Raw genomic sequence first — 23,827 nt, 5'->3', positions numbered from 1 at the left:
CAGCATCGTCGCAATTGGCATAGCATGAAACCGGATTGGTTTCCGTATGGAATGAGGGACAGTATGCTGAAGAAGATTTCCGTACATCAATTGAAGCTCGGTATGTATATCGAGAAAATAGTCGGTTCCTGGATTGCCTCGCCGTTCTGGCAAAAGCATATATTGCTGGAACGGCTCGAGGATTTACAGCGCATACAGGCCAGCACCATCAAGGAAGTGTGGGTCGATTTCAGCAAGTCGCGCCCGTCGGCGCCAACGCCGCAAGGAAGCGATGCCGGCCACGGTGACGCCGATGCGCCGGACGAAGACGGTGACGTCGAAGCGGAAGGCGATGCGCCTGAGACCGTCGTATCTGCCGCAACGCCTGCCCCTGCACCGGCGCCACGTCCCGCGCGTGCCCCGCTGCGCTCGATCGCGCCCGTCAGCATGGCCAGTGAACTCAAGCACGCGTCGGCATTGATCAAGAAATCGCGCGAAGCCGTGCACTCGATGTTTACCGAAGCCCGCATGGGCAAAGCCGTGACCGTCGACGCGGCGTTGCCGCTGGTGGAGGAAATTTCCGAATCCGTGATGCGCAACGCGGGCGCGGTAATCGGCCTGGCGCGCCTGAAGACGGCGGACGATTACACGTACATGCATTCGGTGGCCGTGTGCGCGCTGATGATTGCGCTGGGCAAGCAACTGGAACTCGATGACGAACAAATCCGGCAGGCCGGCCTGGCCGGATTGTTGCACGATATCGGCAAGATGGCGGTGCCGGCGCCGATCCTGAACAAACCCGGCAAGTTGACGGACGAAGAGTTTAATGCCGTTAAGCAACATCCCGTCAAGGGCCACCAAATGCTGCTGGAAACGCCCGGCATGCTGGAGGCGGCGCTCGACGTCTGCCTGCACCACCATGAAAAAATCGATGGCAGCGGCTATCCGGAAGGGCTGAAGGGCGACCAGATCAGCCTGTTTGCACGCATGGGCGCCATTTGCGACGTGTATGACGCCATCACGTCGAACCGTCCGTATAAACAGGGCTGGTGTCCGGCCGAGTCGCTGCGCCGCATGGCGGAGTGGAGCAAAGGCCATTTCGATGAGCACATGTTTGCCGCCTTTATTAAATGTATCGGTATTTACCCGGTCGGCACCCTGGTGCGGCTGAAGTCTGAACGGTTGGGCGTGGTCGTGGAATTGCCGGTCGGCCAGTCGCTGATCAAGCCCAAGGTGCGGATTTTTTATTCGGCCAAGGCGCGCGGCTACGTACGCCCGGAATTGATCGACCTGGCGTCGCCTGCCGTGACCGACAGCATCGTGGCACGCGAAGATGCGTCCGCGTGGGGGTTGCAAGACATCGACCGCTATTGGTCAGGCGCCATCGAGTTTGCATAAATCGTAGCATTTGTTGCGCTTCAGACACAGTCAGATTTTCCGGCGGGTCGTCCGCCCGCCGGTTCCTCCCCCCTCTGTTTTCCCTTGCGGCGCCTATATCCATCCTGTAAGGTTGGCGGTTGTCGTACAACCTTTGGCCGTGATGAATATGTTATGCGATATCGAAAACGATATCAAAAAGCGCAAAAATTTGATTGGATTGAATTCAGTCCCGACAATTAATATGGTTTCCAGGCAGACGGGTTTGGCAAGGGCCCGGAATCGATAACTAAAATGGTATTGGAGACCAAATGGAACGGACACAAGGCCCAGTTGCGGCCGCACGCAATCCTTTCATGTTAAAAGTAACTGTGGCATCGCTGATGGCAGCCGGCCTGCTCAGCAGCGCTTCGGTGTGGGCCCAAGCGGCCGCCGAAAAGACGGAGCCGACTGACGCCACGACCGTGGTCGTCACGGGCGTCAAGGCATCGATGATCAAGAGCTTGGCCAACAAGCGCACCAACGACCAGGTCGTGGAATCGGTTGTTGCCGAAGACATCGGCAAGCTGCCTGATAGTAATGTCGTCGAGGCGCTGCAGCGTGTGACGGGGATCCAGGTCACCAACCGCGCCGGCGGCGAAGTTGGCACCCTGTCCATCCGTGGCCTGCCCGACGCCCAGACAACCTGGAACGGCCGCAATATTTTTACCGCGTCCGGCACGCAGGTCGCGCTTCAGGACATTCCCTCGACCCTGGTTCGCCAGATTGACGTCTACAAAACGCGCGACGCCAGCCAGTTGGAAACCGGTATTGCAGGCCAAGTTGACGTGAAATCGCTGCGGCCGTTCGATTTCAAGGGGCCGAAAGTTTCGCTTTCTGCGCGTGAAACCTATCTCGATCCCGCGAAAAAGGCGAACCCGCAGCTCAGCGCCATGTTAAGCAACCGCTGGGAAACCGGCATCGGCGAAGTCGGCGCCCTGGTCAATCTGTCGGCCAGCCAGACGAAATACCGCAATGAAAGTGTGACGCCGGGTGCCATGGTGCCATTTGTCAGCCCGAATGCCGCCGAAGATCCTGCAGGCTATACGCCCTTGCAGCGCATCTTCGACAACAATATCTGGACGCCTGGTACCCATACCGGCTTGCCGATGGCGGCGGGTTCAACGCTGAATTTCAACGGCAAAGCTTATCCATATTACCTGGCGCGTGACGCCGTTTTCCAGAGCGATGTCGAGGGCGAACGCAAGCGTCCTGCCGCCAATATCGCCTTGCAGTGGAAACCAAACGGGGATTCGGTCTACACCTTCGAATCGATGTACAACGGCTATCGTGACAAGTCCTTCAACCGGTTGCTGTTCAGCTTTGTTGACTGGTGGGGTGATCTCGGCAGCAACCCTGCGGGGTCGATCACGACGTTCCCGGGAACGAACGTTATCAAGAGCCGTTCAGTCAATAACGTCTATGGCTTCAACAGCGGCGACTACACCACGTCGGCGACCGATTCCCGCATTTATGCCCTGAATGGCAAGTGGGACCTCGGCGACCGCCTGAAGCTGGAAGGTGATCTGTCGTACCAAAGCAGCAGCTATCACTCGGAATTCACTGCCACCCGGATTGATCGCGTTGCGCCGTCTATCAACGTCGACTTCAATGCCGGCGGCAACAACACGGCGTTCCATTTCAATAATGACGCCGACCTGGCCAACCCGGCCAAGTGGAATGTCGCGCAGTTCTACGATAACGCCAACCGCAATAAGGGCAGCGCCGCGACGGCCAGCCTGTCGGGCGTCTACGATGCCGACTGGGGGGCGTTGCAGACGATCCAGTTCGGCGTGCGCTTCGACGACCGCAAAGCGTCGGAGGCTAACCGGACGCAATCGGGCACCCTGAACCGCAACCTCGCCTCGCTGGGCCCGGAGTATTCGTCCACCAACTCGAATTTCGGCACGGGCATCTCGGACGTCCCGCGCTCTTGGGTGGAGCCCAATGCCTACTACATCCGCGACCATATCGACGACTGGCGTAAGCTGTATAACTCGGTCGATCGGAACTTCCTGACAACGGACAAACTGAGCCTGCAGAAGACGTTCGAGGTCGATGAAAAGACGAACAACCTCTTCCTGATGGGGAATACCCAAAACGAACTGTTCGGCCATCGCCTGCGCGGCAATTTCGGCGTGCGCTACGTCAAGGTCGATACCGACATGACCTTCTACAAGGTTGATGCCACCACCAAGGCGGTCACGTCGTCCAGTGCCAGCAAGTCGACCAGCAAGGTCCTGCCGAGCATGACCCTGATTTACGACCCGGCCAAGGACGTGGTGATGCGCTTCAACTACGGCGAAACGCTGCGCCGCCCGAACTTCGGTGATCTGAATCCTGTCTTGCAACTCGGTGACGACGTTTCGAAGGTGGGTTATGGCTCGGGCAGCGGCGGCAATCCGGACCTGAAACCGACGCGCTCCAAGAACTTCGATTTGACGGGTGAGTGGTATTTCCAGAAGGACAGCGCAGTCTACGGCACTTTGTTCAATCGCAAGATCGACGGCCTGGTCGTGAACTTGCGTCACAAGGTTCACGTCGATCCGGCGAACGACCCGTTCCGCAACTCGACCTCGGGCGGCAACCATACGAACGGCTATGACTACGTCATCAACTCGCCGGTCAATGCCTCCAACGGCACGATCAAGGGCGCCGAGCTCGGTTTGATCTACTTCCCGAAAGGGCTGCCGAGCCTGCTGGACGGTATGGGCATCCAGGGCAGCTATACGCGCCTCACCTCGTCGCAGAACGTGCCCGACGCCAATGACGCCGGCGTTATCGTCGCCCAGCTCGAGACACCGTTCTTCGGCGTGTCGAAGAGCTCGTACAACGCCACCCTGGCTTATGAAAAGGGTCCGATCAGCGCGCGCTTGTCCTATGTCTGGCGCTCCGGCTTCCTGGCCAGCAACGAAGCCGCCCTGTTTGCAAATCCGATTGGTATCTGGCGTCATCCGGAAAAGAGTGTGGACATGCAAATCTCCTACAAAATCAATGACAACATGTCGTTCGATATCAGTGGTGTCAACTTGACCAACGAAATGCAGCAGCAGTACTACCACTTCGGCAATGCGGGTAACGCTCAGGTGACCAATTTCGGTACGGTCCAGATCGGACGTTCGGTCTCGGCTGCCTTGCGCTGGAGGATGTAAAGGGAGTTGTATGAACGGCTGTGCCGCCGAGGTCAGAGGCGGTGGCATGGCCGGTCCGGCGCTGCAATCGGGGCAGCGCCAGCCGCAAACCCGCATGGCGGGTTTGCAAGATCCGCCCTACGGACTCAAACTCCGTAGGGCGGTTTGCTTGCAAGCCGCCATGCCGGCCGACGGCGTCAAACAAGGTAACTGGAGCATCAGATGCACACGCAAAAATTAACCACGCTGGAAAAGGTCGGCTTCGGCGCGGGCGACATGGCGCTGAACGTGGTGATCTCGTCGATGATGTTGATCATCACCTTTTATTACACCGATATTTTCGGCCTGAAGCCGCTGGACATGGCCACGCTGTTCCTCGTGGTGAAGTTCATCGGTGCGCTGGCCGACCTGGTGATGGGCCAGATCACTGACCGCGTCACCACGCGCTGGGGACGCTACCGCCCGTATTTCCTGCTGCTGGCCGTGCCATACGGTATCAGCGTGTTTTTCGTTTTCACCACGCCGTCGTGGGGCTATGACGCCAAGCTGCTGTGGGCGTATTCGACGTACATCCTGATGACCGTGATGACGGCCGGTGTCGGGATTCCGTATATTTCACTGCCCAGCAGCCTGACGTCCGACCCGCAGGAACGCCTGTCGGCCAACGGCTACCGGCTGTTCTTCGCCAAGATCGCCGGTTTCCTGGTCACCATCGTGGTGCCGATGCTGGCCAGCCGCTGGGGCGGCGAAGACAAGGCGGCCGGCTACCAGCTGGCGATGGCGGTGATGGCGGTGATCGGCGTCGGCCTGTTCCTGTTCTGCTTTGCCACCACCACCGAGCGCGTGCCGCACGTGGTGCAAAAGCAGTCGCTGTGGGCGCAGCTGCAAGTGCTGCTGCGCAATGACCAGTGGCTGATCCTGTGCGGCGTCTGCGTGACGGGCACGATCGGCTACGTGCTGCGCGGCTCCGTGGCGATGTATTACGCCAAGTATTACCTGGGCGGCGACACCGCCGCTGTCTCGGCCTTCATGTCGCTGGGCGTGGCGGCCGCCATCCTGTCGATGATCGCATCGACGTGGATCACCAAGTTTTATTGCAAGGTCAAACTGTTCCGCTACTCGCAAATCCTGGTGGCGCTGCTGTCGGTGGCGATCTATGTATTCGTCAAGCCGGGCGACATGGTGCTGGCATCGGTGCTGTACTTCATGCTGTCGTTCGTGGTGGATTTGCATGCGCCCGTGTTCTGGTCCGCCATTGCCGAGACCATCGACTATGGCCAGCTGAAAACCGGCCAGCGCGTGTCCGGCTTTGCCTTCGGCGGCATTTCCGTGTGCCAGAAGGCGGGCATGGGGATCGCGGGCTGGCTGGTGGGCGTGCTGTTTGCGTACTTCGATTACCAGCCGAACCAGGAGCAGACGGCGGTTGCGCTGAACGGCATCGCGCTGATGCTGTCCGTGCTGCCCGGCTTCTTCCACTTCCTGATGGGCGCCCTGATGTTCAAGTACCGCATCAGCGACGACTACTACACGGAAGTCAAGGCTGAGATGATGCGCCAGGCGTAATGACCAAGCATGTGGCAAATTGAATTTCTGGAAATGGAGAACCCTGTGGCTGAAATCCTGAAGCCCCTGATCGAGCAACGCGCCGATCCTTACATCATCAAGCATACGGACGGCTATTACTACTTCACGGCATCCGTGCCACAATACGACCGCATTGAATTGCGCCGCTCGAAAACCATCGCGGGACTGGCGGATGCGGACAAGGTCGACGTGTGGCACAAGCCGAACGTGGGCCCGTACAGTGAACTGGTGTGGGCGCCGGAACTGCATTACAACCAGGGCGCGTGGTACGTGTACTTCGCGGCCGCCCCCAGCCGGGAAATCAAGGACAAGCTGTTCCAGCACCGCATGTATGCGATCCGCAATGCGAATCCCAATCCACTGGAAGGCGAATGGGAATTCATGGGCCAGATCGATTCGGGCATCGACACGTTCTGCCTGGACGCGACCACTTTTACGCATAATGGCCAGCTGTATTACCTGTGGGCGCAAAAAGATACCGCTATCGAAGGTAATTCGAACCTGTATATCGCGCCCATGAAAACGCCGTGGGAAATCGAAGGCAAGCCGGTGATGCTGACCAAGCCGGAATTTGACTGGGAAATCCGCGGCTTCTGGGTCAACGAAGGCCCGTCGGTATTGAAACGCAACGGCAAGATCTTCATCAGCTATTCGGCCAGCGCGACGGATGAAAATTATGCGATGGGCTTGCTGTGGGCCGATGAAAACGCCGACTTGCTGGACCCCGCGTCGTGGACCAAGTCGGCCACGCCGGTGCTGCAAACGTGCTTCGAACACGGCGTCTATGGCCCGGGCCATAACAGTTTTACCGTGGGTGACGATGGCGAGGTGCTGCTGGTGTACCACGCCCGCACGTACACGGAAATCGTCGGCGATCCGCTGTGGAATCCGGACCGCCACACCTATGTCAAGCCATTGCGCTGGGATGACCAGGGCATGCCGGTGTTTGGCCGGCCATCGGTGGCGTAAGGACTTCCCATGATGAAAACGCTGCACATTTCCGAAGCGCCGTTCGGCGCCACGCAAGCCGGCGTGCCGGTCAAGCTGTTCACGATGGAGAACGGCAATGGCATGAAGGTGAAGGTCACCAACTATGGCGGCATCATCACCGAATTGCATGTGCCGGACCGGGACGGCAAGCTGGCCGACGTCACGCACGGTTTCGACAGCGTGACGCCCTACGAGGGTGACGTGCCGTATTTCGGCGCGCTGATCGGCCGCTATGGCAACCGTATCGCCAACGGCAGGTTCTCGATCGACGGCAAGGAGTACCAGCTGGACGTCAACAATGGCGCCAACCATTTGCATGGCGGCGCCCAGGGCTTCCACAAGCAGGTGTGGAAAGCCAAGGCCTTCACGCGCGCCGATGAAGTGGGCGTGGCGTTGCAATACACCAGCGCCGACGGCGAAATGGGCTATCCGGGCAAGCTGCAGGTGGAAGTCGAATACCAGCTGAACAACGCCAACGAACTGAAGGTGGTGTACCGCGCGACGACCGACAAGGCCACGCTGGTGAACCTGACGCAGCACGCGTATTTCAATTTGTCCGGCGTCGCGGAAAAGGACAGCATCCTGGGACACCAGCTGCAGATTTGCGCGGACCGCTACACGCCGGTCGATGCCGGTTTGATTCCGGTGGGCGGCCCCGTGGCCGTGGCGGGCACCCCGTTTGACTTCCGCAAGTCGCAAGCCATCGGTTCGCGCATCGGTGTGGACGACGAACAGTTGCGCCGTGGCCTGGGCTACGACCATAACTGGGTCTTGAACAAACCGGTGCCGGGCTTGCTGGCGCTGGCCGCCACGCTGCGCGACCCGGCATCGGGCCGCGTGCTGGAACTGTACACGCGCGAACCGGGCTTGCAGTTCTACAGCGGCAATTTCCTGGACGGGACCCTGAAGGGCAAGGGCCGCACCTATGCCTACCGCAGCGGCATCTGCCTGGAGCCGCAGCACTTCCCGGATTCGCCGAACCGGGCCGATTTCCCCCCGACCGTCCTGCGGCCGGGGGAAACATACGCGACGGAGTCACTCTACCGGTTCTCGGCAGCGTGATGATGGTTGTGTAGGGTGCGCCTGCCGGCGCCGTGAACAGCACCGGCAGGCGCGCCGTTGTAGTAGTTGTACTTTCTTCTGTGTGATGTCTTTGGGGCCGGGAAGGGTGACTTTTCCGGCCGTTTTTTTGCCGGTGTCAGCGCGGATTCATGAACACCATTTCATAGGCATCCTCAGTTTCGTCCGTGACCGTAAAACCCAGCCGCGTATATAACCGCAGCGCCGGATTGACCTTGAAGACGCTGAGTTTGACCGATACATCGGATGCCATGGCCTGCGCGATCAGCCCGCGCAGCAAGCGCTCGCCCAAGCCTTTCCCCTGCGCGGACGGCGCCACCTGGATCTGGACCAGGTCCCACACTGGCGCGTCGCGCACCACCTTCAGCAAGCCTACAGGCTGGTCCGCCAGCAGCACGATGTGGGCGGATTCGAACGCATACAGCACGCGCTGCATATGGGCTTCGTCGGATGGCGTCTTGCCGGCCGCGATCATGGTCGCGTCCATGGTTTGATGGCGCAAGTCCAGCAAGAATGGAATGTCGGCCTCGGTTGCGGGCCGCAGGACTGGCTTGCTCGAGGGATCGTGGAAGCTGAAGCTTTCGTCCGGAAAGCCCGCGCGCACAGCCTGGTAAATGATCCTGCCGACAGATTCATATCCCGCACCTTCGTCCGTGATGAAGTTCAGCAGCGGCGGCGGGGTGCGCTGTGCCGCTTGTTCCAGGATCGGATAAGCATCCAGCGGCGCCAGCGTGACGCCGGCGATGGTCACGGTCTGGTTGGCGTGGAACTGCACGTCGATGGTATCGCGGGTCGGCATGGCGCGGCTTTCACATGTAAAGAGCGCAATTTTACGATGTTATCGTTCTTGCATCAAAGGCGGGACCTAAATAAAAAAAACAGGCCGGAGAGTTTCCTCGTCCGGCCCCAAAGACATCACACAGAGATACAACAACTACCGACTACAAAAACACTGTCACTTCGCTTGCAGGCTGACCCGCACCGGGCTGTTCAACCGCGCCGCCGCCTGCGCCACGTACGTTTGCCATTGCTCGCGCGTGGTGATCTCGCCGGCCCGGCTCCACGCCGCGCCCACCAGGTAGCGCAGCGGTTTGCCGGATTCCACCGGTGCCACGATCAGCTGGTTCAGTGCATCTTCCGCGTAACCGGTCGACGCGGGCAGCACGATGGCGACGCCGAAGGCGCCGTTGGACGCCTGTTCGACCCATTGCAGCAGCGCGTGCGACTTCGTGTCGCGCTCGACGCCGACCACGGGATTCTGACCCTTGTCGGTGGGCGTCTTGTTCAGGCCCGCCGCCACGTCGAGTTTGGCCGGGCCGCTGAACGTGAACGTGCTGTCGATGGTGTCGAACTGGTGGCCAGCGTCCACCGTGAAGCGCTTGGTTTCCGACACTTGGGTACCGGCCGCATCCCAGCCGTTGTAGCGCAGTTCGAAGATGGCCCGCACCGGGCCGTTGGCCAGCACTTTCCATTCGGCGTAATTGGTGCTGTTGTACAGCGTCTTCCCATCCCACACGCCAACGCCGCCGGCGCCGCGCGAGCGGCCCACGTTGTACATGTCCATGCCTTCGCCTTCGTCATGGTGGTAGTGGTCGTGGCCCTTGTTGTACCAGCGGTCGACGATCGGGTAGCTGACGCGCTTGAACCAGATATCGAGGCCGCTGGTGACCAGCACTTCCTTGCCGCTGCCGGCAGGGGCGGGCGCCGCCAGCGCGGGACCATAGGTGCGGTGCGCGATCTTGTCGTTTTCCCAAGCGAAGTCGTCCAGCCGTTCCTGCACGTAGCGGGCCGAAACCTTGGTTGGGAACACGGGCGCCAGCGTGTCGGTCTTTTCCACCGTGAAGGTGGCGCTCTTTTCGCCAGGGGCGAAGCTGTGCTGGAAAATCAGTTCGCCGTAGGCGATACCGACGTTGTTCGGGTCTTTCGCCTGCGGCGCCACGTTCGTGACCTGGTGCGGCAGCACGCGGCCCTGCGCATCCTTGACGGCGATGCGCTGGATCAGCGCGTTCGGCAACGCCTTGTTGACGTCCGCCCAGGGAATCGTGATGGTTTCCGACGGGCGCGCGATGTCGAGGTCATGGCTGACCGTGACGGACAACGTTGCCGCCCACGCGGGCGCCGCAAACAGAAGTGCGACCGCGGCGGTGGTGACTGGGGTAATGCGCATCATGGCCGCTCCGTATCAGTGGTGTTCGCGGTAATCGGTGGCGCCATTGCCTTTCGGCTGGTAGTGGTAGGTGCGCACCTTGTACTCGATGTTGACGTTCGGGCTTTTCAGCATTTTGAGGATTTCCGCGCCCGCCATCAGCGTCGGGCCATAGCCGTGCAGCGCGTGCACGCTGGTGGGGCGGTTGTAGTAATACGTCTGGTCGCCCGCCAGCGTGGTGCCGACGCAGATGCCTTCGATCTCGCCCTTGGCCGTGATCTTCGCCGACAGCGCCTGCCAGCCGGTCTGCGCGATGGAGCCATACGTGGTGGGGCTGATCCAACCCTGGTTGATCGCGTGCGCGATGGTGTACACGAACATGGCGCTGGCCGACGTCTCCAGGTAGGAGTCGTTACGGTCGATCATCTGGTGCCACAGGCCCGCGCCCGACTGGCGTTCCGCGATGCCTTTCAGGCTGGCGCGCAACTGGTTCAGCACCGGTTCATAGCCCGGGTGGTCCTTGGGCAGCACGTCCAGCAAGTCCGACATGGCCAGTACGGCCCAGCCGTTGGCGCGCGACCAGTAGAAACGGGGCGAATCCGGCGCATTCTGGTGCCAGCCGTGCGTATAAATGCCCAGTTGCGGGTTGAACAGGTAGCGCGACATGTTCAGCACATTGTTGACGGCGTCGTCGAAGTATTTGCGCTCGCCCGTCATGCGGCCCAGTTCCGCCAGCGCGGGGATGCCCATGTACATGTCGTCGCCCCACAGCGACACCGCTTGCGGGCGCTTGCGCGCCAGCGTGCCGTCAGTCAGGCGGAATTGTTTATTGGCGACCCAGTCGCTGCAGGAAGCGATCATGGCGGACAAGTCCGGGCCGACTTTCGCATGGCGCACGCGCATCAGCGCCGCGCAGAAGGAGCCGGCATCGTCCAGCGAACGGGGATCGAGGAAGCGCGCGAAACTGTTGGCGCGTTCCAGCTTGAACTGTTTTTCCTGGGCCGCGAAGTAGGGCAGCTTGTCCTTGAAGAAGGCGAAGTGGCGCTCTGTCATGGCCAGGTAGCGCTTGTCCCCCGTGGCTTCCGCTGCCTTCAGCAGGCCGGAATGGAACAGGCCCATTTCATAGACGAGGATGCCGTAATCCCCCTTGGCTGGTTCGATGATGGCGTCGGCCACCGGCTTGCTGAAATCCGTGATTTCCGCGCCGGTTTTCTTGTTGATGACGCGGGTCGGCGTGGTCGATTCCATGTAACCGCGGATGCGGTCCAGCGCACCGGTGATCTCGGCGGCCACGGGCATCTTGTACGGAATCGGATAGGTGCCCTCGGAGACATCGTCGAGGTTCTTGTTGTCCGTATTGCGGTAAGGGCCGGCGGCGTGCACGGAACCCAGCAGGAAGATGGCGGCGGCCACGCCGGTCAGCAGGTGCGGTAACTTTTTCATGGCGTCTCTTTGTAATTGGTCAGGCCATTCTAATGTGGTCCGGCCAAATTCGCAATCTGGACTAGCCAAAATTTTTTGGGACGGACGTGCGCATGCCGCTGTGGCGCCATGCCGCACCGGCAAACATTTCAACGAAATGGAAAGAGCGCCCCGGATGCACGCGCAGCGCATCGCAGGGCATGGCAGGAGCTCAGCCCCGCGAGAAGGTGCGCGTGACGCGCTCCAGGTGGGCGCGCATCGCCGAGCGGGCGGCGGGGCCATTGCGTTCGGCGATCGCGGAGAGGATGGCGCGGTGGTCGCTCAGCGTATCCTTGCGCAAATCCTCGGTGCGGTAATGTTCCTTGAGCCGGTGCCACAGGCTGCCGCGCTGGTCCCACAGGTATTCCACCACGCCGACGAACGCGGTGTTGCCGGTGGCGCGTGCGATCGCCACGTGGAAATTGCGGTCGGCAAGTTCATTGCTGGAGCGGTCGTCGTGGCTGCGCTCCATTTCCTCGACAGCCTTGAGGATCGCGTCGACAGCGGAATCGGTGGCGTTCTTGGCCGCGATGGCGGCGATTTCGCATTCGATCAGGCGGCGCGCGGACAGCACTTCAAACGGACCCGGGCCGACTTCGGGCACGGCGGCCGGCAAGGCCGCCTGTTCGCTGACATAGACGCCGGAACCGCCGCGCACTTCGACCACGCCGCCCAGTTCCAGTGCGATCAGCGCTTCCCGCAGCGACGCGCGGCTGACATTGAGTTTGGCGGACAGTTCCCGTTCGGCCGGCAGGCGCGAACCGGGGGCGATATTGTCGTCCTTGATCAATTGCTGGATGCGTTCCGCGACGACGCGGTACAGCCGTTGTTCGGGAGCGGGCGTGGCGTCCTGCGGTTCCTGGGGCTTCTTCATTGTTTTATCGGGTAATGGCTGCGTGTGACCGGCTGATTGTAGTGGCGTGTGATGCTTCTTGCAATGAAAGGCTTGCCGGCCCATGCCATATAATCGCGTCCATGCTGATTGATCACATTTTCATCGCCGTGCAGCCCGGCGCGCCGCAAGCCGCCGTGCTGGCGGACTTCGGGCTGGCAGAAGGCAGCGGCAACCGCCATCCGGGGCAGGGGACCGCCAACCGGCGCTTTTTCTTCGATAACGCGTTCATTGAACTGCTGTGGCTGGAAAATGCCGCGGAAGCGCAGAATGATGCGACCCGGCCCACCATGCTGTTCGAGCGGCTGACGGGCGGCGGTTCGCCATTTGGCATCTGTTTCCGGCCGTCGCCAGGCGATGACAGCCCGTTGCCGTTTGCCGCCTGGCGCTACCAGCCCGCCTACTTCCCGCCTGGCGTCGCATGCGATATCGCGCTGGCCCCCTTGTCGGAACCCATGTTGTTTCATATTGCGCCAGGCGGCAGGCCGGACGCCTTGCCGCCCGAACGCGCGCAGCCGCTGGCGCACCGTGCGCCGCTGCGTGAAATCACGGGTGTCACCGTGGTGCAGCCGCGCTGCCTGCCGCCGGTGGCGGTGCCGGTGGTCTTTGCCGCGGGCGATGCGCACCTGCTGGAAATTGAATTCGACGGCGGCGTAAGAGGCCGGTCGCACGACTTCCGTCCCGCCTTGCCCCTGATTTTTAAATATTGACGCCCATGATGAAAAACCGTTCCCAGGGAGGCCTGGTCTATTCCACCGAAACAGGCCGCATGTGCCCCGAATGTGGCAAGCCGGTCGCTGACTGCGTTTGTAAATCCAATGCGAAAGCCGCGCCGCGTGGCGACGGCAATGTGCGGGTATCGCTGCAAACCAAGGGCCGGGGCGGCAAGGCCGTCACGCTGGTCAAGGGTGTGGCGCTGGACGACGTGGCGCTGGCGGTGCTGGGCAAGCAGTTGCGCTCCGCCTGCGGCGCGGGCGGCACCGTCAAGGATGGCGTCATCGAAGTGCAGGGCGATCACCGCGAATTGCTGATCGCGGCGCTGGTGAAACTGGGGCATAAGGCAAAAGCAGGATAATCCGGGGCGCGGCGTGCCAGATACTGGCGCGGTGTGTTGCAATTGCGACAGTTGGTATTTGTCGTGCGCGCCAATGCATGGGAGGATATGCAAGTCAGTCCTAAACCGGAGACGCCATGAAACGCCATCCAGCTGTCGCTGCACTGCTTGCCGGCGCCTTGCTGTGCCTCCCGGCCCTCGCCGCCGTCAGCACCCTGAAATTCAGGATCGCGGTGGAGCCGGACGAAATGGCCAGCATCACCTGCATGGAAGCCACCGGCGGCGCCTGCACGCTCGCCACCGGTGCGCAGCAAGACCTTCACCCCGCCATGCACCGTATCGCCACCGGCGGCACCATCGAATTGAAAAATCCGGGCGGCCGGCTGCACTATTGCGTCACCGTCAAGGACCAGGTCGAGTGGCCATCGTGCCTGAGCGGTTCCGATACCGGCCTGCTGAATGCCACACGCACCGTCAATAAAGTCCTGTGGGATTGAGCCGGATGCGGCGCCGAGCTATGCCATTTTTGATATTGCTTTAGTCAAAAAATTGATTAGTACCTGAGCGGTTGGCGGACAACAATGGGAGGACAAGCCCGAAAAGGGTACAACCTCATAAGAAGGAGACACCGTGATCCGCAATCCTGCCGCCGCCGCGCTGCTCGCCGGCGCATTGTTGTGTACCCCGGCCACGGCCGCCATCAGTACCCTGAAATTCAAGGTTGCCGCCGACGACATTGAAACCTCCAGCATCACATGCGTGGAATCGACCAGCGGCGGCTGCACCGTCATGACGGGCATCCAGGGTGACACCAGCCCGGTGACGCACCGGATTGCCAGCGGCGGCACCATCGAGCTGAAAAATCCCGGTGGCCGCCTGCATTACTGCGTGGCGCTGAAGGACCGGATCGAGTGGCCGTCGTGCCTGGATGGCACCAACGCCGGCCTGCTGGGCGCCTCGCGCACCGTCAATAAACTGTTGTGGGACTAAGCCGGCAGCTGGTTCGGCCTTGCAATCCATGGCGCCTTGATGGCGCCATGTGCTTTTCTTGTGTTGATACCATTTTTAATATCGATTTTGATTTTTAATTCATTGGAAACATATCGATAGCAGCTTTAGTATTCCTACATCGCAACCCGCGCCGTGCGCCTCTAGCGGCCAGAGCGGGACAACTACAGGAGAAATTTGCATGTCGGAGACTAAGAAGAAAGTAGCCCTGCGCTCTGCCGAGTGGTTCGGTACGCAGGACAAAAACGGTTTCATGTATCGCAGCTGGATGAAAAACCAGGGCATTCCCGACCATGAATTTCAGGGCAAACCCATCATCGGCATTTGCAATACGTGGTCCGAACTGACTCCGTGCAATGCGCATTTCCGCAAGCTGGCCGAGCACGTCAAGCGGGGCATCCTGGAGGCGGGCGGCTTCCCGGTGGAATTCCCCGTGTTTTCCAGTGGCGAATCGAACCTGCGCCCGACGGCTATGCTGACCCGTAACCTGGCGGCCATGGACGTGGAAGAGTCGATCCGCGGCAATCCGATGGATGCGGTAGTGCTGCTGGTCGGCTGCGACAAGACCACACCGGCCCTGCTGATGGGCGCCGCCAGCTGCGATATTCCCGCGATCGTCGTGTCGGGCGGCCCGATGCTGAACGGCAAGCTGAACGGCAAGAGCATCGGTTCCGGCACCGCCGTCTGGCAGTTGCACGAACAAGTCAAAGGCGGCGAAATCTCGATGCACGATTTCCTCGCGGCCGAAGCGGGCCACTCGCGCTCCGCCGGCACCTGCAACACGATGGGTACCGCGTCCACCATGGCCTGCATGGCCGAAGCGCTGGGCACGACCTTGCCGCACAATGCCGCGATTCCCGCCGTCGATGCGCGCCGCTATGTGCTGGCCCACATGTCCGGCATGCGTATCGTGGACATGGTGTGGGAAGACCTGCGCCTGTCGAAGATCCTGACCAAGGAAGCGTTTGAGAACGCGATCCGCGTGAACGCCGCCATCGGCGGTTCCACCAACGCCGTGATCCACCTGAAAGCCATCGCGGGCCGCATCGGCGTGCCGCTGGAGCTGGAAGACTGGACCCGCGTCGGCAAAGGCACGCCAACCGTGGTCGACCTGCTGCCGTCGGGCCGCTTCCTGATGGAAGAGTTTTACTATGCGGGCGGCCTGCCGGGCGTGATCCGCCGCCTGGGCGAGTCGGACCTGGTGATGCACAAAAATGCGCTGACCGTGAACGGCAAATCGCTGTGGGACAACTGCAAGGATGCGCCGATCTACGACGACGAAGTGATCCGTCCGCTGACGAAGCCGCTGCTGGACGATGGCGGCATCTGCATCCTGCGCGGCAACCTGGCGCCGCGCGGCGCCGTGCTGAAGCCATCGGCCGCGACGCCGGAACTGATGCAGCACCGCGGCAAGGCCGTCGTGTTTGAAAACTTCGAACACTACAAGGAACGCATCATGGATCCGGACCTGGATGTGGACAAGGATTCCGTGCTGGTCATGAAAAATTGCGGCCCGAAAGGTTATCCGGGCATGGCGGAAGTGGGCAACATGGGCCTGCCACCGAAACTGCTGGCGCAAGGCGTCAAGGACATGGTCCGCATCTCCGACGCGCGCATGAGCGGCACCGCTTATGGCACCGTGGTCTTGCACGTGGCGCCGGAAGCCATGGCGGGCGGTCCGTTGGGCATTGTCCGGGATGGCGACTACGTGGAACTCGATTGCGCCAACGGCAAGCTGAACCTCGATATCTCCGACGCGGAGATGGCGCAGCGCTTGGCGGCCCGCGCTGAAGAGCACGTCGAAGGCGCCAAGTCCGGTTACCAGCAGCTGTACATCAACCACGTGCTGCAAGCGGATGAAGGCTGCGACTTCGACTTCCTGGTCGGCATGCGCGGCTCCAAGGTTCCCAAGCACTCGCACTAATTCAAGGAAAAACGTTATGTTGCTCGTACAGTTCAAGAAAGAAAACGGAGAACGCCGCGTCGGCCTGCTGGAGCAGGACACGATCCGCGAACTCGAAGGCGTGGCCACCACCTATGCACTGGCGCAGGAAGCCATCCGCAGCAAAACCAGCCTGGCGCAACTGGCGCAATCCAAAGCCGGCGCGCAAACCCACGCTTATGCGGACGTATTGGCAGGCGGCCGTTTGCTGACGCCGCTGGATCACGAAGATAGCGCTCACACCTACGTTTGCGGCACCGGCCTGACCCACCTGGGCAGCGCCGATACCCGCGACGCCATGCACAAGAAAATCGGCGGCGACGTGGAAACGCTGAGCGATTCGATGAAAATGTTCCGCATGGGCGTCGAAGGCGGCAAGCCCGCATCGGGCACCCCTGGCGTGCAGCCGGAATGGTTTTACAAGGGCGACGGTTCCATCGTGGCGGCCAACGGCGAAGCTTTGAAGATGCCGGACTTCGCGCTGGACGGCGGTGAAGAGCCGGAAATCGCCGGCCTGTACGTGATTGGCGACGATGGCCAGCCATACCGTGTGGGCTTTGCGATCGGCAATGAATTCTCCGACCACGTGACGGAGCGCCAGAATTACCTGTACCTGGCCCACTCGAAACTGCGCGTGTGCGGCCTCGGCCCGGCGCTGCTGGTGGGTGAGTTGCCGCAGCATGTCTCCGGCGTGTCCCGCATCCTCGACAAGGAAGGCAAAGTGCGCTGGGAAAAAGCGTTTGTCAGCGGCGAACAAAACATGTCGCACACCATTGAAAACCTGGAATACCACCACTTCAAGTATGGTTTGTTCAACCGTCCGGGCGACGTGCACATCCATTTCTTCGGCACGGCGACCCTGAGCGTGGCCGACAACATCAGCGTGCAGGCCGGCGAGACCTTTGAAATCGAGTCCCCGGCATTCGGCCCGGCGCTGCGCAACAAGCTGGAAGTTATTGAAACCAAGTATGCAAAGGTAAACGCACTGTGAGCACGACTGTAACCGGACAAGCATTCATCAACGGCCAGGCCGTGCAAGGCAACGGCGGTTCGTTCCAGGCCTTCGATCCATCGCAGCGCAAGCACCTGGAACCGTCGTTCCACATGGTCGACGTGGAACAGATCAACGAAGCGTGCGCGCTGGCCGGCGCCGCCTTCGATACGTTCCGCGCCGTGCCGGATGCGAAGCGCGCCGACTTCCTGGAAACCATCGCCGCGGAAATCATGGCGCTGGGCGATACGCTGATCGAACGCGCAATGGCGGAATCGGGCTTGCCCCGCGTGCGCCTGGAAGGTGAGCGTGGCCGCACCTGCAACCAGTTGAAACTGTTCGCCGACCTGCTGCGCGAAGGTTCGTGGCGCGACGCCCGCATCGATACCGCGCTGCCGCAGCGCACGCCGCCGCGCCCGGACTTGCGCATGCGCATGATCCCGGTCGGCCCGGTGGCTGTTTTCGCGGCAAGTAATTTCCCGCTGGCGTTTTCCGTGGCGGGCGGCGATACCGCGTCCGCACTGGCGGCCGGTTGCCCCGTGGTGCTGAAGGCCCACTCGGCGCACCCCGGCACGTCGGAACTGGTGGCGCGCGCCATCGTCAAGGCCGTGGAACTGTGCGGCTTGCCGGCCGGCGTGTTCGCGCTGTTGACGGGCACCGGCAACGGCATCGGCCAGGCGCTGGTGGCGCATCCCGCCATCCAGGCGGTCGGCTTCACGGGTTCCCGCTCCGGCGGCACCGCGCTGATGGCCGTGGCGGCCGCGCGTCCGCAACCGATTCCCGTCTACGCTGAAATGAGCAGCATCAATCCAGTCTACCTGTTGCCGGAAGCGCTGGCGGCCCGTGGCGACGAGATTGCCAAAGGCTTTGCCGGTTCGCTGACCATGGGTGTCGGCCAGTTCTGCACCAATCCCGGCCTGGTGCTGGGCCTGGCCGGTGCGGCGTTCGACCGCTTTGCCGCCGTTGCCGCCGAAGCGCTGGGCGACGTGCAGGGCGCCACCATGCTGACGCCCGGCATCGCCGGATCGTTCCAGCGCGGCGTGGCTTCGCTGGCCGGCCAGTCGTGCGTGACGACGCTCATCAACAGCAACGACAGCACGGTGCAGGAAAGCGGCAAGGGCGCGCCCGCGCTGTTCCAGACCAAGGCGGCGGACTTCCTCGCCACCCATGCGCTGCATGAAGAAGTGTTCGGTCCGTCGTCGATGCTGATCGCGTGCGCGGACGTGGCGGAAATGGTGGCGGTCACGGAACGCCTGGAAGGCCAGTTGACGGCAACCCTGCAGCTGGATGAAGGCGACTTCGCCGCTGCCGAACAATTGCTGCCGGTGCTGGAACGCAAAGTCGGCCGTATCCTGGCCAATGGTTTCCCGACCGGTGTCGAAGTGTCGACCGCGATGGTGCACGGCGGCCCGTTCCCGGCCACGGCCGATGGCCGCAGCACGTCGGTGGGTACCGGCGCCATCAACCGCTTCCTGCGTCCGGTCTGCTACCAGAACCTGGCGCAGGCGCTGTTGCCTGAGTCGTTGCGCGATGGTAATCCGTCCGGTATCTGGCGCCGGGTTGATGGCGCGCTGGGCAAGGCGTAACAGTAGAGGTAAGCACGCATGGCGGCTTAAGCGTTCCGCTTAAACCGCCCAACGGAGTTGGCGGCGCGTCACAGGCCGCATTGGTCGCCATGCCGCCGGCGGCGAACCCGTAGGGCGGTTTCCGCAACGCGGAAGCCGCCAGCATCACGCAGAGTTACAATAAGATTCAGGAGACAACATGACAAATCTGGCCAAATTCGGCAGCTTGCAAGGCAAGCGCGTATTCATCACGGGCGGCGGCACCGGCATCGGCGAATCGCTGGTGGAAGCGTTTGCCGCGCAGGGCGCATCCGTCGCCTTCGTCGACATCGCCAGGGACGCCAGCCTGGCCCTGGTCGAGCGCCTGCGCGCCGCCGGCTACCAGACGCCGCAATTCCGCTATTGCGACATCACGAATATTCCCGCGCTGCAAGCGGCCATGGCCGAATGCGCGGAAGAGCTGGGCGACTTCGACGTGCTGGTCAACAATGCCGCCAACGACCAGCGCCACAATATCGAAGACGTCACGCTCGAATACTGGAACGAACGCATCGCCATCAATCAGCGCCCGATGTTCTTCACCTGTCAGGCCGTGTTGCCGGGCATGAAGAAAAAAGGCGGCGGTTCCATCATCAATATCAGTTCGATTTCGTGGAAAGCCAAGGGCGCCGGCTATCCCGTCTACGCCACCACCAAGTCGGCCGTCATCGGCCTGACGCGCAACCTCGCGCGCGACCTGGGCCCGCACAATATCCGCGTCAATACCGTGACGCCGGGATGGGTCATGACCCAGCGCCAGATCGACCTGTGGGTCGACGAGGCGGCCGAAGAGGAAATCAAGCGCATGCAATGCCTGCCGGGCAAGCTGAAGCCTGAACACATTTCCTCGATGGTGCTGTTCCTGGCGGCGGACGACAGCGCCATGTGCACCGCGCAGGAATTCATCGTCGACGCGGGCTGGGTGTAATCCCCGTGGCAGGCTGACGGCCTGCCCGCCCGCGTTATCAGCAGAAGTAGCAGCGTACGCACCGCCGAATCGTCGCCGGTGCGGCGTCCGTTCACATGCCAACCTTCGATGACGAACATGATCCACCACCACATTGCACGTCCCGCATTGCCGCTGTCCGTCCTGGCCATGGCTGCATTGGTTGCCTCCCATGCCTGCGCCGCGCCGCTGGCCAGTCCCGATGGCCACCTCGCCGTCGACGTCAAGGTCGGCCCGGGCGGCATGCCCACCTATACCGTCGCGCGCGACGGCAAGCCGGTCATCCTGCCGTCCGCGCTGGGCCTGCGCCTGCAAGGCGCGGATTTTTCGCGCGGGCTGAAACTTGCGGCAACGTCGGACGCGGTCCGCGTCGCCGACAGTTATGACATGGCGGTCGGCAAGCGCCGCCACATCCAATACACGGCCAGCGAACAGACGTATACGCTGGAAAACGCCCGCAAGCAGCGCATCGCCGTAACGTTCCGCGTGTCGGACGGCGGCGTGGCGTTCCGCTACACGGTGGCGGAGCCGTCGCTGCCGAACAAGAAATTCATCGACGAAGCCACCAGCTTCGCCTTCGCCAAATCCGCGCAAGGCTGGCTGCAACCGATGTCCGTGGCGCAAACCGGATGGGCCAACACCAATCCGTCCTACGAAGAGCTGTACAAGATGGGCGTTCCCGTCGGCACGCCTTCGCCGCTGGCCGGATGGGCATTCCCGGCCCTGTTCAAGACGGGAGACACGTGGGTGGCGCTGACGGAAGCCGGCATGGACGGCACCTTCCACGCGTCGCGCCTGCAGGCGCAATCGCCGAACGGCGTATACCGCATCGGCGGCCCGGCCAAGCCGGAAGTGTTTACCGATGGCGCGCTGCTGGCGCAAACCACGGGCACGCTGACGTCGCCATGGCGCGTGATGGCGATCGGTTCGCTGGCGCAGGTGGCCGATTCCACCCTGGGCACGGACCTGGCCGCGCCTGCCGTTGGCGCGCCGATGGGGCAGCCGGGCCACGCTTCGTGGAGCTGGGCGATCCTCAAGGATGACGCCACGGTCTACGACGTGCAAAAGAAATTCATCGATTACGCGGCCGACATGCGTTGGGATTACACGCTGATCGATGCCGACTGGGACCGCAAGATCGGCTACGACAAGGTGCGGGAACTGGCGCAGTACGGCGCATCGAAAAAGGTCGGCGTGCTGGTCTGGTACAACTCGTCCGGCCCGTGGAACAAGACGGAATACTCGCCGAAAGGCAAGCTGCTGGAGCGCGATGCGCGCCGCGCGGAATTCGCTAAGTTGCGCGACATGGGCGTCAAGGGCGTGAAGGTCGACTTCTTCGCCGGCGACGGCAAGTCGATGATCGCGTACTACATCGACATCCTCAAGGATGCGGCGGAGTACGGCTTGCTGGTGAATTTCCATGGCGCGACCCTGCCGCGCGGCTGGGCGCGCACGTATCCGAACCTGATGACGATGGAATCCATCCGGGGCTTCGAGTTCGCCACGTTCGAGCAAGCCAACCAGGACGCGGTGGTGAAGCACGCGGCCATGCTGCCATTTGCCCGCAACCTGTTCGACCCGATGGACTTCACGCCCGTGGTCTTCGGCGACATCCCGAACATCAAGCGCGCCACGCGCAACGGCTTTGAACTGGCGGAGTCCGTGCTGTTCCTGTCCGGCATCCAGCATTTCGCGGAAATCCCGGAAGGCATGGCCACCGTGCCGCCTTACGTGAAAGCGTTCATGCAGGAGTTGCCGCGCAGCTGGGATGACAGCAAGTTTATCGATGGTTTCCCCGGCCAGTATGCCGTGATCGCCCGCAAGGCGGGCGACAGCTGGTACGTGGCGGGCATCAACGCGGAAGACGGCGCGAAAACCGTCACGCTGGATCTGTCGTTCATCGGCGCCCGCGAAGGTTCGCTGATGACCGATGGCGACGGTCCGCGCAGCTTTACGCAGCAAGCCATCCAGGCGGGCAAACCGATTCAAGTCACGCTGCAACCCCACGGCGGTTTCGTCGCGGTATTCAAATAATTAGATTTAACTGGGAGATCGACATGCATTTCATGAACAAAACCATTTTCGCCGTGGCGGCAAGCCTGCTGGCCTGCGCCGCCTGGGCTGAAACCGTCGTCACCATCGACGCCGCCAAGCCGGGCGCCGTCATCAACAAGAACGTTTATGGCCAGTTCGCCGAACACCTGGGCACGGGCATCTACGAAGGCATGTGGGTGGGGCCGGATTCGCCGATCCCGAACACCAAGGGCTGGCGTAACGACGTGGTGGACGCACTGAAGGAATTGCACGTGCCGCTGGTACGCTGGCCGGGCGGCTGCTTTGCCGACGAATACCACTGGCGCGAAGGCATCGGCCCGCGCAAGGACCGTCCGGTGAAGGTCAACACCATGTGGGGCGGCGTGGAGGAACCGAACTCGGTCGGCACCCATGAATTCTTCGACCTGGTCGAATTGCTGGGCGCGGACGCATACGTCAACGGCAACCTGGGCACCGGCTCCAACCAGGAAATGGCGGAATGGCTGGAATACATGACGTCCAACACGAAGTCCGGCCTGGCCGAACTGCGCCGCAAGAATGGCCGCGACAAGCCGTTCAAGGTCGCGTATTTCGCGGTCGGCAACGAAGCCTGGGGCTGTGGCGGCAACATGACGCCGGCGCATTACACCAACCTGTACAAGACCGCCACCACGTTCCTGAAAGCGCCGCATGACAACCGCCCGAAATTCATCGCCAGCGGCGGCAACGACCACGACCTGACGTGGACGTCGACCTTGTCCAAGGAAGTGAAGGGCAATATCGACGGCATCAGCTTCCACTACTACACGATCCCGACCGGCAAGTGGGAAGTGAAGGGCGCCGCCACCGGCTTTGGCGAAGGCGAGTGGATCTCCACCGTGAAGAACACGCTGGCCATCGACAAGATGATCGCCAATAACGTCAAGGTGCTGGACCAGAACGATCCGCAGAAGAAGATCGGTTTCATGGTCGATGAATGGGGCACCTGGTATGACGTGGAAAAAGGCACCAATTCAGGCTTCCTGTACCAGCAAAACAGCTTGCGCGATGCGGTGGTCGCGGCGCTGAACTTCAACATCTTCCACAACTATGCGGAACGCGTGCGCATGACCAACATCGCGCAAATGGTCAACGTGCTGCAGGCGATGATCCTGACCGACAAGGACAAGATGCTGAAGACGCCGACTTACCACGCCTACCACATGTACGTGCCGTTCCAGGACGCGACGACGCTGCCGGTGGCCATCAAGGATAACGCCAGCTACAAGCTGGGCAATACCGCCGTGCCGCAAGTGAGCGCGTCGGCCGCCCGTGGCAAGGATGGCAAGGTCTATCTGGCGCTGGTGAACACCAATCCGAACAAGGAAACGGAAGTCACGGTCAACGTCGCCGGCGGCAAGGCCGGCGCCGTGCAGGGCAGCGTGCTGACCGCTGACGCGATGGATGCGCACAATACCTTTGCCCAGCCGGAAGCGGTGAAGCCTGTGCCGTTCACGGCGCAAGCCAAGGGTGGCAAGCTGTCCGTGAAATTGCCGGCCAAGTCGGTTGTCGTGGTGAACGTGGAGTAAG

19 protein-coding genes are annotated in these 23,827 nt (G+C 61.7%); 15 read left to right on the top strand and 4 right to left on the bottom strand.

The features are described from left to right. The first annotated feature begins 63 nt into the window (after positions 1–63). The 5 genes from GJ700_RS22000 to GJ700_RS21980 all read left to right on the top strand — a co-directional run bounded on the left by GJ700_RS22000 (position 64) and on the right by GJ700_RS21980 (position 8,162). Positions 64–1,377 (top strand): HD-GYP domain-containing protein, encoded by a 1,314-nt coding sequence (locus tag GJ700_RS22000; RefSeq protein WP_154377901.1) that lies wholly within the window; start codon positions 64–66, stop codon positions 1,375–1,377. A gap of 290 nt (positions 1,378–1,667) precedes the next feature. Continuing rightward, complete coding sequence (locus GJ700_RS21995; RefSeq protein WP_154377899.1) at positions 1,668–4,547, top strand: TonB-dependent receptor; 2,880 nt, start codon at positions 1,668–1,670, stop codon at positions 4,545–4,547. A 201-nt stretch (positions 4,548–4,748) separates the two neighbouring features. After that, positions 4,749–6,089: an MFS transporter gene (locus GJ700_RS21990; protein ID WP_154377897.1), complete on the top strand. Its 1,341-nt coding sequence runs from the start codon at positions 4,749–4,751 to the stop codon at positions 6,087–6,089. A gap of 33 nt (positions 6,090–6,122) precedes the next feature. Next, positions 6,123–7,079, top strand: a complete 957-nt coding sequence (locus GJ700_RS21985; protein ID WP_154377895.1) for a glycoside hydrolase family 43 protein — start codon at positions 6,123–6,125, stop codon at positions 7,077–7,079. A 9-nt stretch (positions 7,080–7,088) separates the two neighbouring features. Beyond that, positions 7,089–8,162, top strand: a complete 1,074-nt coding sequence (locus GJ700_RS21980) for an aldose epimerase family protein (protein ID WP_154377893.1) — start codon at positions 7,089–7,091, stop codon at positions 8,160–8,162. A 136-nt stretch (positions 8,163–8,298) separates the two neighbouring features. Here the strand turns inward: GJ700_RS21980 and GJ700_RS35595 are convergent, their stop codons facing one another. The 4 genes from GJ700_RS35595 to GJ700_RS21960 all read right to left on the bottom strand — a co-directional run bounded on the left by GJ700_RS35595 (position 8,299) and on the right by GJ700_RS21960 (position 12,661). Beyond that, entirely contained in the window at positions 8,299–8,979 is a 681-nt protein-coding gene (locus GJ700_RS35595; protein ID WP_229507165.1) for a GNAT family N-acetyltransferase, read from the bottom strand. Between the two features lie 156 nt (positions 8,980–9,135). After that, positions 9,136–10,350 carry a BT3233 family polysaccharide utilization protein gene (locus tag GJ700_RS21970; protein ID WP_154377891.1) on the bottom strand — a complete coding sequence of 405 codons (1,215 nt, stop codon included), beginning with the start codon at positions 10,348–10,350 and terminating at the stop codon, positions 9,136–9,138. Positions 10,351–10,362: 12 nt separating this feature from the next. Further along, positions 10,363–11,769, bottom strand: a complete 1,407-nt coding sequence (locus GJ700_RS21965; protein WP_154377889.1) for a glycoside hydrolase family 88/105 protein — start codon at positions 11,767–11,769, stop codon at positions 10,363–10,365. A 190-nt stretch (positions 11,770–11,959) separates the two neighbouring features. Further along, complete coding sequence (locus GJ700_RS21960; RefSeq protein ID WP_154377888.1) at positions 11,960–12,661, bottom strand: FadR/GntR family transcriptional regulator; 702 nt, start codon at positions 12,659–12,661, stop codon at positions 11,960–11,962. Positions 12,662–12,762: 101 nt separating this feature from the next. On the opposite strand from GJ700_RS21960, the gene GJ700_RS21955 reads away from it, so the two are divergent. The 10 genes from GJ700_RS21955 to GJ700_RS21910 all read left to right on the top strand — a co-directional run bounded on the left by GJ700_RS21955 (position 12,763) and on the right by GJ700_RS21910 (position 23,826). Then, entirely contained in the window at positions 12,763–13,389 is a 627-nt protein-coding gene (locus GJ700_RS21955; protein ID WP_154377886.1) for a VOC family protein, read from the top strand. 8 nt (positions 13,390–13,397) lie between these two features. Beyond that, positions 13,398–13,754 (top strand): translation initiation factor Sui1, encoded by a 357-nt coding sequence (locus GJ700_RS21950; protein WP_154378034.1) that lies wholly within the window; start codon positions 13,398–13,400, stop codon positions 13,752–13,754. 116 nt (positions 13,755–13,870) lie between these two features. Beyond that, positions 13,871–14,230: a hypothetical protein gene (locus tag GJ700_RS21945; RefSeq protein WP_154377884.1), complete on the top strand. Its 360-nt coding sequence runs from the start codon at positions 13,871–13,873 to the stop codon at positions 14,228–14,230. A 133-nt stretch (positions 14,231–14,363) separates the two neighbouring features. Beyond that, complete coding sequence (locus tag GJ700_RS21940; protein WP_154377882.1) at positions 14,364–14,723, top strand: hypothetical protein; 360 nt, start codon at positions 14,364–14,366, stop codon at positions 14,721–14,723. A gap of 199 nt (positions 14,724–14,922) precedes the next feature. Then, positions 14,923–16,665: an IlvD/Edd family dehydratase gene (locus GJ700_RS21935; protein WP_154377880.1), complete on the top strand. Its 1,743-nt coding sequence runs from the start codon at positions 14,923–14,925 to the stop codon at positions 16,663–16,665. Between the two features lie 16 nt (positions 16,666–16,681). Continuing rightward, on the top strand, positions 16,682–17,674 hold the full coding sequence (araD1, locus tag GJ700_RS21930) for an AraD1 family protein (RefSeq protein ID WP_154377878.1): 993 nt from the start codon (positions 16,682–16,684) through the stop codon (positions 17,672–17,674). After that, entirely contained in the window at positions 17,671–19,260 is a 1,590-nt protein-coding gene (locus GJ700_RS21925) for an aldehyde dehydrogenase (NADP(+)) (RefSeq protein ID WP_371868067.1), read from the top strand. Before araD1 ends, GJ700_RS21925 begins: the two co-directional genes overlap by 4 nt. Before the next feature lie 178 nt (positions 19,261–19,438). Continuing rightward, positions 19,439–20,206 carry an SDR family NAD(P)-dependent oxidoreductase gene (locus tag GJ700_RS21920; protein ID WP_154377876.1) on the top strand — a complete coding sequence of 256 codons (768 nt, stop codon included), beginning with the start codon at positions 19,439–19,441 and terminating at the stop codon, positions 20,204–20,206. A gap of 108 nt (positions 20,207–20,314) precedes the next feature. Continuing rightward, the gene (locus tag GJ700_RS21915; RefSeq protein ID WP_229507164.1) at positions 20,315–22,258 is read left to right on the top strand and encodes a glycoside hydrolase family 97 protein; all 1,944 of its coding nucleotides are present in this window, start codon (positions 20,315–20,317) and stop codon (positions 22,256–22,258) included. 32 nt (positions 22,259–22,290) lie between these two features. Next, complete coding sequence (locus GJ700_RS21910) at positions 22,291–23,826, top strand: alpha-N-arabinofuranosidase (RefSeq protein ID WP_371868066.1); 1,536 nt, start codon at positions 22,291–22,293, stop codon at positions 23,824–23,826. Position 23,827 lies beyond the last annotated feature (1 nt).

The sequence above is a fragment of the Pseudoduganella rivuli genome (genome assembly GCF_009674485.1).
GTDB classification, from domain to species: domain Bacteria; phylum Pseudomonadota; class Gammaproteobacteria; order Burkholderiales; family Burkholderiaceae_D; genus Rugamonas; species Rugamonas rivuli_B.
This window is presented reverse-complemented; position numbering and strand designations above follow the sequence as displayed.

Bases quoted from the DNA above. Each gene is read 5' to 3' on its own strand.
- GJ700_RS21910 (WP_371868066.1), top strand. From the start codon at position 22,291: ATGAACAAAACCATTTTCGCCGTGGCGGCAAGCCTGCTGGCCTGCGCC.
- GJ700_RS21950 (WP_154378034.1), top strand. From the start codon at position 13,398: ATGAAAAACCGTTCCCAGGGAGGCCTGGTCTATTCCACCGAAACAGGC.
- GJ700_RS35595 (WP_229507165.1), bottom strand. From the start codon at position 8,979: ATGCCGACCCGCGATACCATCGACGTGCAGTTCCACGCCAACCAGACC.
- araD1 (WP_154377878.1), top strand. From the start codon at position 16,682: ATGTTGCTCGTACAGTTCAAGAAAGAAAACGGAGAACGCCGCGTCGGC.
- GJ700_RS21945 (WP_154377884.1), top strand. From the start codon at position 13,871: ATGAAACGCCATCCAGCTGTCGCTGCACTGCTTGCCGGCGCCTTGCTG.
- GJ700_RS21915 (WP_229507164.1), top strand. From the start codon at position 20,315: ATGACGAACATGATCCACCACCACATTGCACGTCCCGCATTGCCGCTG.
- GJ700_RS22000 (WP_154377901.1), top strand. From the start codon at position 64: ATGCTGAAGAAGATTTCCGTACATCAATTGAAGCTCGGTATGTATATC.
- GJ700_RS21980 (WP_154377893.1), top strand. From the start codon at position 7,089: ATGATGAAAACGCTGCACATTTCCGAAGCGCCGTTCGGCGCCACGCAA.
- GJ700_RS21990 (WP_154377897.1), top strand. From the start codon at position 4,749: ATGCACACGCAAAAATTAACCACGCTGGAAAAGGTCGGCTTCGGCGCG.
- GJ700_RS21965 (WP_154377889.1), bottom strand. From the start codon at position 11,769: ATGAAAAAGTTACCGCACCTGCTGACCGGCGTGGCCGCCGCCATCTTC.
- GJ700_RS21935 (WP_154377880.1), top strand. From the start codon at position 14,923: ATGTCGGAGACTAAGAAGAAAGTAGCCCTGCGCTCTGCCGAGTGGTTC.
- GJ700_RS21960 (WP_154377888.1), bottom strand. From the start codon at position 12,661: ATGAAGAAGCCCCAGGAACCGCAGGACGCCACGCCCGCTCCCGAACAA.
- GJ700_RS21995 (WP_154377899.1), top strand. From the start codon at position 1,668: ATGGAACGGACACAAGGCCCAGTTGCGGCCGCACGCAATCCTTTCATG.
- GJ700_RS21985 (WP_154377895.1), top strand. From the start codon at position 6,123: ATGGAGAACCCTGTGGCTGAAATCCTGAAGCCCCTGATCGAGCAACGC.
- GJ700_RS21970 (WP_154377891.1), bottom strand. From the start codon at position 10,350: ATGATGCGCATTACCCCAGTCACCACCGCCGCGGTCGCACTTCTGTTT.
- GJ700_RS21955 (WP_154377886.1), top strand. From the start codon at position 12,763: ATGCTGATTGATCACATTTTCATCGCCGTGCAGCCCGGCGCGCCGCAA.
- GJ700_RS21920 (WP_154377876.1), top strand. From the start codon at position 19,439: ATGACAAATCTGGCCAAATTCGGCAGCTTGCAAGGCAAGCGCGTATTC.